The 14697-nt window shown below is 73.2% G+C and carries 12 protein-coding genes; 10 read left to right on the top strand and 2 right to left on the bottom strand.

Features of this window, described 5'->3' with window-relative positions:
• Positions 1–33: 33 nt before the first annotated feature.
• The 6 genes from ABZ883_RS07500 to ABZ883_RS07525 all read left to right on the top strand — a co-directional run bounded on the left by ABZ883_RS07500 (position 34) and on the right by ABZ883_RS07525 (position 6959).
• A complete protein-coding gene (locus ABZ883_RS07500) occupies positions 34–555 on the top strand; it encodes an AAA family ATPase (protein ID WP_360903058.1) in 522 nt (173 codons plus the stop codon).
• Between the two features lie 148 nt (positions 556–703).
• A complete protein-coding gene (locus tag ABZ883_RS07505; protein ID WP_360903061.1) occupies positions 704–2002 on the top strand; it encodes a hypothetical protein in 1299 nt (432 codons plus the stop codon).
• 55 nt (positions 2003–2057) lie between these two features.
• Positions 2058–2546 carry an RNA polymerase sigma factor gene (locus tag ABZ883_RS07510; RefSeq protein ID WP_360903064.1) on the top strand — a complete coding sequence of 163 codons (489 nt, stop codon included), beginning with the start codon at positions 2058–2060 and terminating at the stop codon, positions 2544–2546.
• Positions 2530–3384, top strand: coding sequence for a DUF4232 domain-containing protein (locus ABZ883_RS07515; protein ID WP_360903067.1), 855 nt, complete (start codon positions 2530–2532; stop codon positions 3382–3384). The genes ABZ883_RS07510 and ABZ883_RS07515 overlap by 17 nt, the downstream gene beginning before the upstream one ends.
• Before the next feature lie 260 nt (positions 3385–3644).
• On the top strand, positions 3645–5915 hold the full coding sequence (locus ABZ883_RS07520) for a serine/threonine-protein kinase (RefSeq protein WP_360903070.1): 2271 nt from the start codon (positions 3645–3647) through the stop codon (positions 5913–5915).
• A 72-nt stretch (positions 5916–5987) separates the two neighbouring features.
• Positions 5988–6959 (top strand): aldo/keto reductase, encoded by a 972-nt coding sequence (locus tag ABZ883_RS07525; protein ID WP_360903073.1) that lies wholly within the window; start codon positions 5988–5990, stop codon positions 6957–6959.
• Positions 6960–6986: 27 nt separating this feature from the next.
• Here the strand turns inward: ABZ883_RS07525 and ABZ883_RS07530 are convergent, their stop codons facing one another.
• Positions 6987–8219 carry a SpoIIE family protein phosphatase gene (locus tag ABZ883_RS07530; protein ID WP_360903076.1) on the bottom strand — a complete coding sequence of 411 codons (1233 nt, stop codon included), beginning with the start codon at positions 8217–8219 and terminating at the stop codon, positions 6987–6989.
• 143 nt (positions 8220–8362) lie between these two features.
• Positions 8363–8944: a dihydrofolate reductase family protein gene (locus tag ABZ883_RS07535; RefSeq protein ID WP_360903079.1), complete on the bottom strand. Its 582-nt coding sequence runs from the start codon at positions 8942–8944 to the stop codon at positions 8363–8365.
• Positions 8945–9379: 435 nt separating this feature from the next.
• Between ABZ883_RS07535 and ABZ883_RS07540 the strand changes: the two genes are divergently transcribed.
• From ABZ883_RS07540 to ABZ883_RS07555, 4 genes are all read left to right on the top strand, one after another.
• Positions 9380–11146, top strand: coding sequence for an endonuclease/exonuclease/phosphatase family protein (locus ABZ883_RS07540; protein WP_360903082.1), 1767 nt, complete (start codon positions 9380–9382; stop codon positions 11144–11146).
• A gap of 25 nt (positions 11147–11171) precedes the next feature.
• A complete protein-coding gene (locus tag ABZ883_RS07545; RefSeq protein ID WP_360903085.1) occupies positions 11172–13145 on the top strand; it encodes a phosphocholine-specific phospholipase C in 1974 nt (657 codons plus the stop codon).
• A 156-nt stretch (positions 13146–13301) separates the two neighbouring features.
• Positions 13302–14081: a GntR family transcriptional regulator gene (locus tag ABZ883_RS07550; protein ID WP_360903088.1), complete on the top strand. Its 780-nt coding sequence runs from the start codon at positions 13302–13304 to the stop codon at positions 14079–14081.
• Positions 14078–14497: a hypothetical protein gene (locus ABZ883_RS07555; RefSeq protein WP_360903091.1), complete on the top strand. Its 420-nt coding sequence runs from the start codon at positions 14078–14080 to the stop codon at positions 14495–14497. Before ABZ883_RS07550 ends, ABZ883_RS07555 begins: the two co-directional genes overlap by 4 nt.
• The last annotated feature ends 200 nt before the right edge of the window (positions 14498–14697 follow it).

Here is a 14697-nt window from a genome sequence, read left to right on the forward strand (position 1 = left end):
GGCGGCCGCAACGCCCCGGATAGCCTTCGCGGAATGAGACGCATCCTGGTCGTCGGCATCAGCGGGGCGGGCAAGACCACCATGGCCCGTGCGCTCGCCGCGCGCCTGGACCTGACGTTCCACGAGATGGACGCACTGAGGTTCACCGGGCCCGGATGGGCCGCCGACCCCGCGTTCCGCGAGCGGGTGGCGGAGATCACCGCCGGCCCCGGGTGGGTCTTCGACTCCTTCGGCTACCCGGAGGTCCGGGACCTGGTGTGGACGCACGCCGACACCGTCGTCTGGCTCGACTACCCCCGGTCGGTCGTCATGCCCCGGGTCCTGCGCAGGTCGCTGCGCAGGACCGTGCTGCGGGAGCGCATTTTCGGCGGCAATGTCGAGACCGCGGCCTCCTGGTTCCGCGCCGACCACCCGGTGTGGTGGGCCTGGTCCCAGTACGCGGCCCGGCGCGCCGAGATCGAACGGCGCACCCTGGACCGGCGTTTCGCGCCGCTGCGCGTCGTACGGCTGCGCAGTCCGCGGTCGGCGCGGGACTGGCTCGGCGCCACGGGGTGAACAGCCCGCAACAGCCCGCCCCTGAACGGGCGGACCGCGTTTTTGCCGTTCCGTGACAACCATGGGTACCGCACCGGTCTCTATACCAGTGGCGTCGCAAAAAAGCGATGGCTCCCGGTGATCGGCCGTCAACAGTGAGTGAGACAAAGTGAGCGCGTCACACCCTCCGCACGAGGAACCGTCCCGGCTGCCCCGCAGGGCGTTCATGGGACTGGGAGCCGCGGGCCTGTTGTCGGCCGGCGGCTACGCGTTGTACCGCGGCGCCGGCGGCGAGGCCTTCGCACGCGGCAACTCCTCCCCGTCGCCGTCCCCCTCGGCGCCCTCCGCCCCCGCGTCCTCCGCGCCGCCCCGCCCGCTGCCCCCGAGCGTGGAGTCGCCGCGGCTGATAGGGGACGGCTCGACCTCGCTGACCGGTGCCCAGCCGCGGCAGCCGGAGGTGCGCAGGCTGGAGCCGGGGGAGCGGCCGCCGCAGTTCGTCGTCATCTCCTGGGACGGCGCCGGTGAACTCGACAACGGCCTCTTCGCGCGCTTCCGGAAGATCGCCGATGAGGCGGGCGCCGCCATGACCTTCTTCCTCTCCGGGCTGTACCTGCTGCCCGAGTCCAAGAAGCACCTGTACGACCCGCCCCGCAATCCGGTCGGCGCCTCCGACATCGGCTACCTGACCGACGCCCACATACGCCTGACACTGGAGCAGCTGCGGGCCGCGTGGCTGGAGGGCCACGAGATAGGCACTCACTTCAACGGCCACTTCTGCGGCGGCTCCGGCTCGGTGAAGCGGTGGTCGTCCGCGGAGTGGCGCAGCGAGATAGAGCAGGCCACGCGCTTCGTGCGGGAGTGGCGGACCAACACCGGCTTCGACGACTTGGAGCCGCTGCCCTTCGACTACACCAAGGAACTCGTCGGCGGCCGCACTCCCTGCCTGATGGGTCAGTTCAACCTGCTGTCCACGGCGGCCTCCCTCGGCTGGCGGTACGACGCCAGCTCGCCGGGCGGACTCCAGGTCTGGCCCCGTCGCAAACTGGGCATATGGGACTTCCCGCTGCAGTCCGTGCCGTTCCCCGGGCACAGCTTCGAAGTGCTCTCGATGGACTACAACATGCTCGCCAACCAGTCCGGGACCACCCACGGCGACCCGGCACGCCGCCCCGCGTGGCGCGACCAGGCCCGCGGCGCCTACCTGGCCGGCTTCGAGCGCGCCTACACCACCAACCGCGCCCCGTTCTTCATCGGCAACCACTTCGAGCAGTGGAACGGCGGCATCTACATGGACGCCGTCGAGCAGGTGATCGGCGAGATGGCGGAGAAGGACGACGTCCGCATGGTGTCCTTCCGCCAGTTCTGCGACTGGCTGGAGGCACAGCACCCCACCGTCGTGCGCAACCTGCAGGGCCTTAACCTGGGAGAACGCCCCGTCGGCGGCTGGAAGAGCGTCGTCACCGTCTGACGGAGGTGCCGTCGCACGGGTGAGGGGGAGCGAGATCAGGAATGGCGGGTTCGGTGTGAGCAGCGCAGCGGAGGAGGCGGAGGAGTTCTTCGAGTCCTTCTACCCGCGGCTGGCGGGCTGGTGCCGCAAGCTCGTGGACAGCGACTCCGTCGCGCACGAGATCGCGTCCGAGTCGTTCACGAGACTGTGGTCCCGGTGGACGACGGTCCGGGAGCCCGCGCCGTACCTGTTCTCCATAGCGGCGAACCTGGTCAAGGACCACTGGCGCCGGCAGGAGCGGGAGAAGGCCACCGTGCGGCAGCTGGAGGTCGTGACCGTGGACCACGCCCCGGCCGCCGACCACGGCACCGACATCCGCGCCCTGGTGGAGGCCCTGCCGGGACGGCTGCGCGTCCCCGTCCTGCTGCACTACTACGCCGACCTGTCGGTGAACGACATCGCGGTGGCCCTCCACCGCCGGCCCGGCACCATCAAGAGCGATCTCCACGCCGCCCGGCAGCACCTGCGGGCCTCTCTCAGGGGGCTTCATGAAACGACCGTCTGACCCGGGCGACCTCGCCGGGCCCCGCGCGGGGCGCGCCGAGGACGAGCCGAGCGAGATCGCCGAGGTGTTCCGGCAGCCCGTCGTCCTGCTGGCGCCGCCGCCCGGTGCCTTCGACGCCGTCCGGCGCCGGGCCCGGTCGGTGCGACGGCGCCGGGCGCTCGCCCTCGGCACCGCGGTGGCCGGCTGCGTGGCGGCGGGTGCGTTCCTGGTGCCGGTACCCGGCGGGGGCGGTGGCGTCTCGACGGTGCGGCCCGCCGCGCCGCCCGTGAGCGGGCTGCCCTCCGGGGAGGGGGGTACGGCGACCGCCGCGCCCGCGCCGTCCGGAACGACGGGGTCACCCTCGGTGCGGCCCTCCACCGCGTCCGATGCGTCCCCTTCGTCCCCCTCGTCCACGTCGGTCTCCCAGGTGACCGGCTGCCGGTCCGCACAGCTCAAGATCGCCTTCGGCGGCTCCCAGGGCGCCGCGGGCTCGGTGGAGCGCGTGCTGGTCTTCGTCAACTCCGGACCGCGTTCCTGCACCCTCTACGGCTTCCCGGGGGTCTCCCTGGCCGACGGCGCCGAGGGCCGGCAGATCGGCAACCCGGCCCAGCGCACGGGCGGTCCGGGCAAGGCCGTCCTGCTGCCGAGCGGTGGCTCCGCCGAGGCCCTGCTGCGCATGGCCCAGGTGGAGAACTACGACCAGAAGGCGTGCGACCCGCAGAAGGCGCGGGGCCTGCGGGTCTATCCGCCCGACGAGCGTGACGCGCTCTTCCTGCCGGACGAGCCGCTGCTCGGCTGCGCCGCGACGGGTGTGAGCACGCTGTCCGTCACCGCTGTGCACGGTCCCGCGCCGCACTGAACCGGTCGGGTGCGTTCGCGCTCGGGTCCTGTGCGGCCGGGGGCACCGTCCACGATCAACGCTGCCGACCAGGATCCGGATGTGCCTGCTGGGCTGCGCCGCGACGGGCGTGAGCACCCTGTCCGTCACCGCTGTGCACGGTCCCGCGCCGCACTGAACCGGTCGGGTGCGTTCCCGCCCGGGTCCTGTGCCGCCGGGGGGCACGGTCTACGATCAACGCTGCCGCGTGAAAACCGATCACCACCGGGGGACTTGGGGCTGTGGACGACCAGGATCCGATACTCGCCGACCGCTACCGCCTCGTACGCCCGCTGGGGCGCGGTGGCATGGGGGAGGTCTGGGAGGCGCGGGACGTCAGCCTGCGCCGGCCCGTCGCGGTCAAGGTGATCTCGGTCCTCGCGGGTGGCGGCAGCCGGGCCGACGAGGCACGCGCCCGCTTCCTGAGGGAGGCGCGGATCACCGCCGCGCTCCAGCACCCCCACATCGTGACGGTCCACGACCTCGGCGAGGCGGACACCGGTGAGGGCACGACGCCGTTCCTCGTGATGGAACTGCTGCGGGGCGAGGGCCTGGACGCCGTCGTCCGGCGCGGACCCGTCGGCGAGGAGGAGACGGCGCGCTGGGGGACGCAGGTCTGCGACGCGCTGAGTGAGGCGCATGGCGCCGGCGTCCTGCACCGCGACATCAAGCCCGCGAACCTGTTCGTCACCACCTCGGGCGGCCTGAAGGTGCTCGACTTCGGGATCGCCCGCGCCGCCGACGCCTCGGCCACCGACGGCCGGCTGACCCACACCGGATTCATGGTGGGCACGGCCGCGTACATGGCACCCGAGCAGGCGCGCGGACGCCCCGAGCAGCGCAGCGACCTGTACTCCCTCGGCTGCGTGCTGTTCGAACTGCTCACCGGGCGGCTGCCGTTCGACGCCCCGGACTCCCTCGGGTACGTCACGGCGCACCTCCACGACCAGCCCCCCGCGCCGAGCAGCCTCGTGCCGGGCGTCCCCGCGCCGTGGGACCGCCTGGTCGGCCGGCTGCTGGCCAAGGACCCGCGCGAGCGGCACGAGTCGGCCGCCGCGCTCGCCGACGACCTGCGGCGCCTGGCCGGTGCGCGGCAGTCCGTACCCGCGGCCCGCCGCTACACCCCGACCGCTCTCGACGGGGACGGGGCTGGTTCACCGCCCCCGGCCGCCGACGCGCCCGCCGGGCCGACGGGCGGCCCGGGCATGAGCCGCCGCAGCCTGCTCGTGCGCGGCACCGGCGTCGCGGCGGCCGTTGTCGCCGGAGGGGCGGCGGCCGTTGTCGCCGGAGGGGCGGCGGCGGTGTACCTGACCGGTGACCCCGAGCGCGGCCCGGTCGCCTGGTCGCAGAAGATCGCGGACGTCGATCTGATCAACTCCGACGGCCCCGACGTCGTCGTGGCCGACGGCCGGTGCCATGTGGCCGCCGGCCACTACTACAGGGACACCGCCGCGCTCCACACCTTCGACCTGGCCACCGGCAAGCCGCTGTGGAAGGTGTCCCTCAACACGACATGGGCCCGGGAGACACGCTTCACGGTCGCCGGCGGCACGGTGCTGGCGCTGACCGACGAGCACGACGCCGACAGCGGGGAGGTGCAGGCCTTCGACGCCGCCACCGGCGCTCGCAGGTGGCAGCGATCGGTGGCCTACGGCAGCGCCATGGGGCTGGATGTGCACCGGCCCAGCGGCCTGCTGATCTCCGGGGAGGACGGTTACGTGACCGCGACCGATCCGCGCACCGGCGAGCAGCGATGGTCGGCCGATGTGTCCTCCCCGTACAGCGCCACGTGGATGCTGGCCGGCGACCTGATCCTCTGCGGCGGGACCGCCCTGGACGGCAGGACCGGCGAGAAGCTGTGGACGCGCAAGGACTTCCAGCCGCAGGGCGACTCGGCGCAGCCCCTGGGGAAGGGCCTGCTCTGCTACGAGGCCGGCCGCACGGAACCCGTCGACCTCGTCTGCCGGGCGGCGGACACGGGAGCGGTGATGTGGCGGAGCCCGTTCCAGAAGACCAAGCCGGACACTCTCGTCTCCGGGGCCTATCAGCCGCTCGCCGAGCTGGTGTCCGGTACCACGGTCTTCCTCCCGCTGGAGGCGGGCTCCCGCCGGAAACCGACCGCGCTGGACGGACGCACCGGCAAGCCGGCCTGGACCTGGGGCAGTTCGTACGAGGACGCCGGCCTGAAGGAGAAGTGGACGACGAGTGTGGCCGGCGGGTTCGTCGTGTTCGCCGGGTCGGGACCGGTCTGCCTGGCCGCCGCCGACGGCACGGAACGGTGGCACGCCGGCACCCGGAACGTGCGGGCCACCGGCCCCTACGCCCTGCTCTCCGACACGGTTCGGGCGCGGGTGTTCCAGCGATGGACCAGCGCGCGGATCGTCGACGTGGAGCACGGCCGCACGCTCTGGTCGGGCCAGTTCGACGGCACGTCCGTGAGTGCGCCCGCCGCGAGCGGCGACGTGATCGCCGTCCTCGACGGCGGCGGCACCCTCTGGGCGGTGCGCGTATGACCCCCAGGCCGTCAGGCCCACGCCCGTCCTGTCCGCCCCGGACGACACCCCATTCGCGGAGGTAGCAGCAACGTGCAGTACACGAAACTCGGTTCCACCGGTCTTGACGTCTCGCGCATATGCCTCGGCTGCATGAGCTACGGCGTGCCCGAGCGCGGCAACCACCCGTGGACGCTCGACGAGGACGCCGCGCGCCCGCTGATCCGCGCCGCCCTCGAAGCGGGCGTCACCTTCTTCGACACCGCCAATGTCTACTCCGACGGCACCAGCGAGGAGATCGTGGGACGGGTGCTGGCCGAGCACGCGAACCGCGAGGACATCGTCCTGGCCACTAAGGTGCACGGCCGCATGCGCCCCGGGCCCAACGGCGCGGGGCTGTCGCGCAAGGCGATCCACACCGAGATCGACGCCAGCCTGCGCCGCCTCGGCACCGACTACGTCGACCTGTACATCACCCACCGCTGGGACTACGACACGCCGGTCGAGGAGACGATGGAGGCACTCCACGACGTGGTCAAGGCGGGCAAGGCCCGCTACATCGGCGCGTCCTCCATGCACGCCTGGCAGTTCGCCAAGGCCCAGCACACCGCGGAGCGCGGCGGCTGGACGAAGTACGTCAGCATGCAGAACCACTACAACCTCCTCTACCGCGAGGAGGAGCGCGAGATGCTGCCGCTCTGCGCCGACCAGGGCGTCGGCGTCACGCCGTGGAGCCCGCTGGCCCGCGGCCGGCTCACCCGTGACTGGGAGGCGGGCTCCGCCCGTCAGGAGACCGACGACTACGGGCGGGGCCTGTACGACGAGCAGGACCGCGTCGTCGTCGACGCGGTGGCGGCCGTCGCCGAGCGGCGCGGCGTGCCGCGCGCCCAGGTGGCCCTGGCCTGGCTGCTGCGGCAACCGGGGGTGACCGCGCCCATCGTGGGCGTCGGCAAGGAGCGGCACCTGCTCGACGCGGTGGCCTCGCTCGACCTGTCCCTGGACGAGGCGGAAGCGAAGTCCCTGGAGGAGCCCTACCGGCCGCACTCCGTCGTCGGCTTCAACTGACGGCCCGTCAGGGAGTTGCGCCGCCGCTCACAGGCGGACGACCACCAGTGCCGTGTCGTCGGTGATCCCGCCGGGCGGCAGCAGCTCGCCGAGCACCGCGTCGGCGAGCCGCTCCGGCCCGGCGCCGTGGTGCCGGCCGAGGACGCCGGCGAGGCGGGCGAGACCCGCGTCGATGTCCTCGCCGCGCCGCTCGACCAGGCCGTCGGTGTAGAGCACGAGCGTGTCGTCCTCGGTGAACGGGATCACGGCCTGGGGCCGGGAGTCGTGCTCCGGACGGGCACCCAGCGGCGGATCGGTGGCCTGGTCGAGGAAGTCCACGGTGCCGTCGGCGTGCAGCAGGACCGGCGGCGGATGCCCGGCGCTGCTGTAGGTGACGGTCCGCTCGTCCCAGTCGACGAAGGCGTTCACCGCCGTCGTCGACTCCGCGCCGGGCACCGAGCGCGCGTACAGCCCCAGGACCTCCAGGGCGCCGGCCGGGCCGTCCGCGACCCGCGAGGCCGCGCTCAGCGCACTGCGCAACTGCCCCATGACGCACGCCGCCGGCAGGCCGTGCCCCACGACGTCGCCGACCGCGACCCCGATCCGGTCGCCCCCGCCGGGCAGGTCCACCAGGTCGTACCAGTCGCCGCACACATTCAGCGCCCCCGTGGCCGGCCGGTAGCGCACCGCCACGCGGTGCTGCCGCAGCGGCTGCGGGGCGGGCAGCATCGCCGACTGGAGCGCGAGCGCCACCTCCCGCTCGCGGGCGTGCGCGCGCCGCAACCGCTCGTTGACCTCCTGCAGCTCGCGGGCCCTGCCGTACAGCTCGGCCTCCAGCACCCTGGAGCGGTCCCGGTCGGGGCCGCCCCGGGCGCGGATGAGCTCGGTGACCTCCTCCACCCGGTGCACCAGCAGCGCCACGCGCCCGTCGTCCCCGAACACCGCCATGTTGACCGGGCTCCAGTACCGCTCCTCCCACCGCCCGGGATGCTCGGGGTCCTCGACGTCGTACTGCTGCAGCGCCATGGCGTCCCGTTCGCCCGTCGACGCCACGCGCCGCAGCGAGGCCCCGAGATTGCGCATCCCGGACGCCCCGCGGTGGTCGGGATTGTCGGGGAACACGTCGAAGAGGAAGTGCCCGATCACCTCCGCGGCCGGCCGGCCCGACAGGGCGAGGTACTCCTCGTTGGCGTCGACGAACAACAATTGCGGCGTCAGGAGCGCGACCGCGCTGGGCAGTCCGCGGAAGACCGCCTCGTAGTCGATTCCCGGTTGTGCCACGTCCCGACCGCCTCGGTGCCGACGTCCTGAGCCTGGCGATCATACGAACGGGACCCCGGTGCGGCGCTCATCCCGGGGCGCGCGCCGCGCGAGTCCACACGGGCGGGCCTCCGGTCCGGTGTCACCGTTCGCGCTCGGATCGGTCAACGGCGCACCCGATAGCGCAGGTGAAGTACCCGGTTGCCCCGGATCACCACGTCGGGATCCTCCAGCAGGTGCTGCGCCTGGACCGAACCGAAGTAGCGCTTGCCCGACCCGAGCACCACGGGTACGACGTCCATGCGCACCTCGTCGACCAGGCCCGCGGCAAGCACCTGGCCACCGACGTCGCCGGCGGCGACCTCGACCACGCGGTCACCCGCGAGCTCCTGCGCCGTGGCCATGGCCGCCTCGACGCCGTCGACGAAGTGGAACGGCGCCTCGGGGTGCCATCCCTCGGGCCTGCCCCGGTGGGTCACGACGACGACGTGCTCGATCCCGCCCGGAGGCTTCCGGTCCCAGCCGTCCGTCATGTCGAAGACGTGGCGGCCGACGACCGTCACCCCGATCCGGTCCCAGTACGGTCGGGTGTAGTCGTAGGACGTCTGCGACACCTTCAGCGCCCCGCTCCCGTCCAACGGGACGTCACCGCCGACCAGCCAGTCGAACAGCGGTCCGGGCCGGTCGTTCTCGTCCGCGACGAAGCCGTCCACCGACACCGTGCTGTACATGACCACCTTGCCCACGGCGCTCTCCTCTGCTTCGGGATGCCCCCGAATCAGCTCTGGTGAGCCGGCGCACGTGCAGGAAACCAATCGGCGGGAACGTGGCAGGACCGTCGCCCGGAAACGGCCCGCTGCGCACAGTGCGCTCGACCGGGCCCCGCCACCCCGTCCCCCGGCACCCGCATCCCGGATGCGGGCGCGCCATGTGCCGACGCGCCCCCGGCGGGCCCCACCTCCGGCCCGACCACCGCAGTTGGCCTGGTGTTTCACCGCGTTCTCGGGCACGGCGGGGCGCGCGCGGCGCGAGGCGAGAATTCCGTTTGCCGCCCCGCGAACGGCAATCCCTCGTTCACCGGGCCGTCGCCACGAGACGGCTTGCTGGAGCGAAGTTATATAGACAACTTTGCTCACCCGGGTCCCGCCGCGGCGGTCCCCGGGCGGAGAGGACCCATCACCGTGCCACCTCTCACTCGTGACGCCGCGTCCGGGAGCACCATCGCGCTCAGCTCCACGACGTCCCCGCAGCGGGGCGACAAGCTGACCTTCACCTGGACGACGGACGCCCCCGACCCGAAGAACTGGATCGGCGTCTACGACGGCAACCGCAAGCCGGGCGCCGGCGGCAGCTCCCTGGTGTGGACGTACGTCACCGGTACCTCCGGCAAAACGACGCTCGACACCTCCGGCCTCAGCGGCGGCCCGTACACCGTCTACTTCCTGGCGAAGGACGGCTACGGCATCCTCGCGCAGACCGCGCCGTTCAGCTTCGCCGGTGCGCCCACCGGCGACTCCATCACGCTCAAGACCCCCAACCCCTACGAGGGCGACCAGGTCGTCTTCCACTGGACCACCGACACGCCGTACGCCACGAACTGGGTCGGCGTCTACGACGGCAACCGGCAGCCCGGCAACGGCGGCTCGCTGGCCTGGGAGTACACGCCCGCCGCCTCCGGCGACATCACCATCAACACCGCCGGCCTGACCGGCGGCCCCTACACCGGCTACCTGCTCGCGAAGGACGGCTACGGCATCCTCGCCAAGACCGCGCCGTTCAGCTTCGTCCCCCGCCCCGTCATCCCGCGGCCGCACGCGGTGGTGGACGCCCTCACGACCGCCCCGCAGCTGACGGGCACGGACGTCTCCGTGCCGCTGGCGGGCCTGTGGGCGCGCCCCGAGGGCAACCCCGCCGGCAGCGCGACGTTCCGGCGCACCGGCGGCGACTCCTGGCTGTCGGTGGCCGCGGACGGCACCGTCACCGGCAAGGCGCCGGCCTCGACGCCCAAGAACCCGGGGCGCGTGGTCGTCTCCGTCACCGACAGTGCGGCGGGCAGCGACACGATCACCGTCCAGGTGCCGGTCCGCGACAACCGCGACCGCATCCCGCTCAAGGTCGCCTCGCTGAACCTCTGGGACGCCGGCACCCACATCGACGGCTTCGCGGAGAAGCTGCTGAGCCTGGTGCTCACCCAGGGCCTCGACGTCGTCGCCCTCCAGGAGTCCGGCGGCACCGCGGCCGGCAACCTGGCCAAGGCGCTCGGCTGGGACGTCCACCAGGCCGGCGGCCTCGGCATCGTCAGCCGTTACCCGCTCACCGACGTCGTCGCCCCCACCGCGGACCTGCCGGCCGCCGCCGCCACGCTGCAGCCGCCCGGCGGCCCCGCGGTGCGGCTGTGGGCCGCCCAGCTGGACGAGGCGGACTACGGGCCGTACGCGCTCCTCGCGGGCAGCAGCGCCGCCCAGGTCGAGGCGGCGGAGGAGCAGACGCTCCGCTACCGGCAGGCCGTGGCGCTGGTCGCCGCGATGCGGGCGGACATCGCCTCCCGCGGCGCGGTCGTCCTGGCCGCGGGCCTCGCCTCGCCCTCGCACCTGGACTGGACGGCCAAGACGGCCGACCAGCACGGGGGAGTGGGCCGCCTGCGCTGGCCCGTCACCGGCACCCTGGAGCAGGCCGGGCTCACGGACGCCTTCCGCGCCGTGCACACCGACCCGGTCGCGGTGCCCGGCACCACCTGGTCCCCCGTCAGGCCGCAGCGTGACGGCGGCAGCGGTGCCGAGCCGCAGGACCGCGTCGACCAGATCCAGTACGCGGGACCGCTGCGCGTCGTTGAGGCGCACAGCCTCGTCACCGGCTGGCCCAAGCCCGTGCCCGGCACGGCGGCCAACGGCTGGCCCTCCGACCACGCCGCCGCCGTCGTCACCTTCTCCCTGTCCGCCCGCGGCTGACCCGAACGACCCGAAGGACCACCCCATGACCCAGTTCAGCCGCCGCGCCTTCATCGGCACCGCCGCCGCCGGGGCTGCCGCCGCAGCCGTCGGACTGCCCGGCACGGCCGAGGCATCGAGCCACGACGACCGGGACGGCAGCATCGCCGACGTCAAGCACGTCGTCATCCTGATGCAGGAGAACCGGAGCTTCGACCACTACTTCGGCACGCTCAACGGCGTGCGGGGCTTCGGCGACCGCCAGGCCGTCGTGCTGCCCAGCGGCGACTCCGTGTTCCGCCAGCCCGACCGCAGCCGCTCCGAGGGCTACCTGCTGCCCTTCCGGATGGACACCACCAAGTACAACGCCCAGAACGCGGGCGGCCTCCCGCACGACTGGGACACCGGCCACTCCGCCGTCAACAGCGGCTCCATGGACAAGTGGGTCTCCGCCAAGGGCGAGCGCACCATGGGCTACTTCAACCGCGAGGACATCCCCTACCAGTTCGCCCTCGCCGACGCCTTCACCCTCTGCGACGGCTACTTCTGCTCCCTGAACGGCCCCACCGACCCCAACCGCCTCTACCTGTGGACCGGCACCGCCGGCCCCGGCGTCGACGGCACCACGGGCCCCTGGACCGACAACACCCCGGTCACCGACAACCCGGTGGCCGACTGGACGACGTACGCCGAGCGGCTGGAGGAGGCCGGCGTCAGCTGGCGCGTCTACCACAACCCGGACGGCTCGGACGACCGCTACGGCGACTACGACGACAACGCGCTGTCGTACTTCAGGCAGTTCCACGCGTTCCCCAAGGACGACCCGCGCTACGTCAACGCCATGACGAAGTTCGACCCCGCGGCGTTCGACAAGCACTGCAAGGACGGCACCCTGCCCACCGTCTCCTGGCTGGTGGCGCCGTACCTGTTCAGTGAGCACCCGTCGGCCGGCCCCGACTACGGCGCCCACTGGGTCAACACCGCGCTCCAGTCGCTGTTCTCCAACCCCGAGGTCTGGAAGCACACCGTCTTCCTGGTCATGTACGACGAGAACGACGGCTACTTCGACCACGTCATCCCGCCGATGCCCGAGCCGGGCACCAAGGACGAGTTCGCGAACGGCAAGCCGATCGGCCTGGGCAGCCGGGTGCCGCTGTGGGTCGTCTCGCCGTGGTCGCGCGGCGGCTGGGTCAACTCCCAGGTCTTCGACCACACGTCGGTGGTGCAGTTCCTGGAGCGCGTGACCGGTGTGCGGGAGCCCAACATCTCCGACTGGCGGCGCACCGTCTGCGGCGACCTCACCAGCGCCTTCGACTTCACCAAGCCCGACTACAGCATCCCGGCCCTGCCGGACACGGTCGCGCTGATGGCGAAGGCGGACGCCGGCAACTCCCTGCCCGGCGTCAAGATCCCCACCGCGCAGTCGATGCCGGCGCAGGAGGAGGGCGAGCGGCCGCACCGCCCGCTGCCGTACCTGCCGTGGGCCGACGTGACGGTCGACCGGGCCACCGGCAAGGTCACCTGCACGCTGACCAACGACGGCACCGTGGGCTACCACTTCACCGTGCTGCCCAACATTGCCCTGCCGCGCGTCGGCACCCCGTTCACGGTGCAGCCGCACTCGTCGCGCACCTACGTGTGGGACGCGGCGGCCACCGACGGCCGCTACGACTTCTCCGTGCACGGCGCCGACGGCTTCGTCCGCCGCTTCGCGGGCACCGTCGTCCGCGACGGCCAGGACGACGTGGCCGCGCCCCTCGTCGGGGCGGCGCTGCGCCGTGCCGACGACCCGGGCCACACCACGGTCGAGCTGGAGCTGCGCAACGACGGCGGCTCCGACGTGGCCTTCACCGTCACGCCGAACGACTTCGACGGTGAGGAGGAGGTCGTCTGGGTCCGGGCCGGTCACCAGGACACCGTGAAGTGGCGCACCGACGAGGGCCGGTACGACGTGACCGTCACGGCGGGCACCGGCACCCGCTTCGTCCAGCGGTACGCGGGCACCGTCCACGCCGTGTGACCGACGTCCCGTGAGGTCCGGGCCGGGGCGCTCGCCCCGGCCCGGACCCTCGCCGTGTCCCACCTGCGCCTGGACCGGCGGTCCGGGCCGGATAAGGTCTGTCCGGGGCCGGCCGGACCGCCGGCCCGGTGGACACGAGAGCGGCCGGGAGACACGTTGCGTGAGGACCAGGGCAGCGGCGACAGCGACCTGCGGTACCGCAGGGTCGCCGCCGAACTCCGCGCGGCGATCATCGCCGGCGAGTATGCCTCCGGCTCCAAGCTGCCCCCGGAGGGCACACTGGCCGAGCGCTACGGGGTCTCCCGCGGCACGGTGCGGCACGCCCTGGCCGTGCTGCGGTCGGACGGCCTGGTCACCTCGCGGCGCGGCACCCCGCGCACGGTGCTCGGCGGCCCGCGCTCGCAGAGCTTCTCCGAACTGCTGAGCTTCACCAACTGGGCCCGCTCCCTGGGCGAGACGCCGGGCGGGCGAGTCGACCGCGTCGTACGGCGGCCGGCCGAACCGGCCGAGGCCGCGCAACTGGGCCTGGAACCCGGGGCGGAGGTCCACCTCGTCCTGCGGGTGCGGACCCTGTCCGGCGAACCGGTCATGGTCGAGCGCTCCCTCTACCCGGCGCGGGTGGGCGCCCTGGTGGCCGAACTGGCGCCCGACGTCGTGTCGCACACCGAGGCGCTGGTGGGGCACGGGGTGCTCTTCACCGACGCCGACCACACCATTGACATCGCGTGGGCCGACGAGGACGACGTCCGGCTCCTGGAGTGCCCGGCCGGCCAGGTCCTGCTGCGCGAGCGACGCCGCACAACGGACCCGGCGGGCGTGCCGGTCGAGTGGTCCGAGGACCGCTACCTGCCGGGCACCATCGCCTTCACGGTCCACAACTCGGTCGCCGCCTCCACCCTCGGCCGCCAGCACAGCCCGCGCACGGACCGGGCATGACCGGGCCGCCGGGCGAGCACGAACGGTGGGCCCGGTACCGCCTGGCCATGGACGACCCCGCGCGCCTGCCCGAACTGTTCGACGCCGTGGCTGCGGAGCCCGACGACGCCATCGCGCTCGGCATCGTCCTGCACGCCCTCGCCCATGTCCCGGCGGCCGAACGCCCCGCCTGGACGGACCGCCTCGGCACCGGGCGCGCCCGCGCCTACGCCACGCGCCGTGCGCGCGAACTCGGCGTCCTCGAAAGCCCGTCGGTGTCCGCCCTGCTCGACGACCCCTCGGCCCAGGACTCCTGGTCCGACTGGCTCCCACTCCGCCTCGCCGCCTCCACGCAGGAACCCGCCGTCCTGCACCGCCTCGCCACCGCAGGCCGCACGAACCGCATCCGCCGCCTGGCTTCCGGGCGCGCCCCGTAACCGGCGGGAAGCGCGCGCTCAGCCCCGACGCACCCGCGCCGGGGCAGCACAACGCGTGGCAGCGCGGCGGGTCCGTGCCCCGTAGGGGCGCGGGGAACTGCGCGCTCAGCCCCGATGCACGCGCACGTGACCCACTGGCCGGGGACGGCTCGTGGCGTGGCCGCGCGGCGGGTCCGTGCCGGGTGGGGGCGCGGGGAACT

Source organism: Streptomyces sp. NPDC046977 (assembly GCF_040644455.1).
In the GTDB taxonomy this organism is placed as follows: Bacteria; Actinomycetota; Actinomycetes; order Streptomycetales; family Streptomycetaceae; genus Actinacidiphila.

Coding starts and splice junctions, on each gene's coding strand:
- ABZ883_RS07545 (WP_360903085.1), top strand. CDS start 11,172: ATGACCCAGTTCAGCCGCCGCGCCTTCATCGGCACCGCCGCCGCCGGG.
- ABZ883_RS07500 (WP_360903058.1), top strand. CDS start 34: ATGAGACGCATCCTGGTCGTCGGCATCAGCGGGGCGGGCAAGACCACC.
- ABZ883_RS07555 (WP_360903091.1), top strand. CDS start 14,078: ATGACCGGGCCGCCGGGCGAGCACGAACGGTGGGCCCGGTACCGCCTG.
- ABZ883_RS07515 (WP_360903067.1), top strand. CDS start 2,530: ATGAAACGACCGTCTGACCCGGGCGACCTCGCCGGGCCCCGCGCGGGG.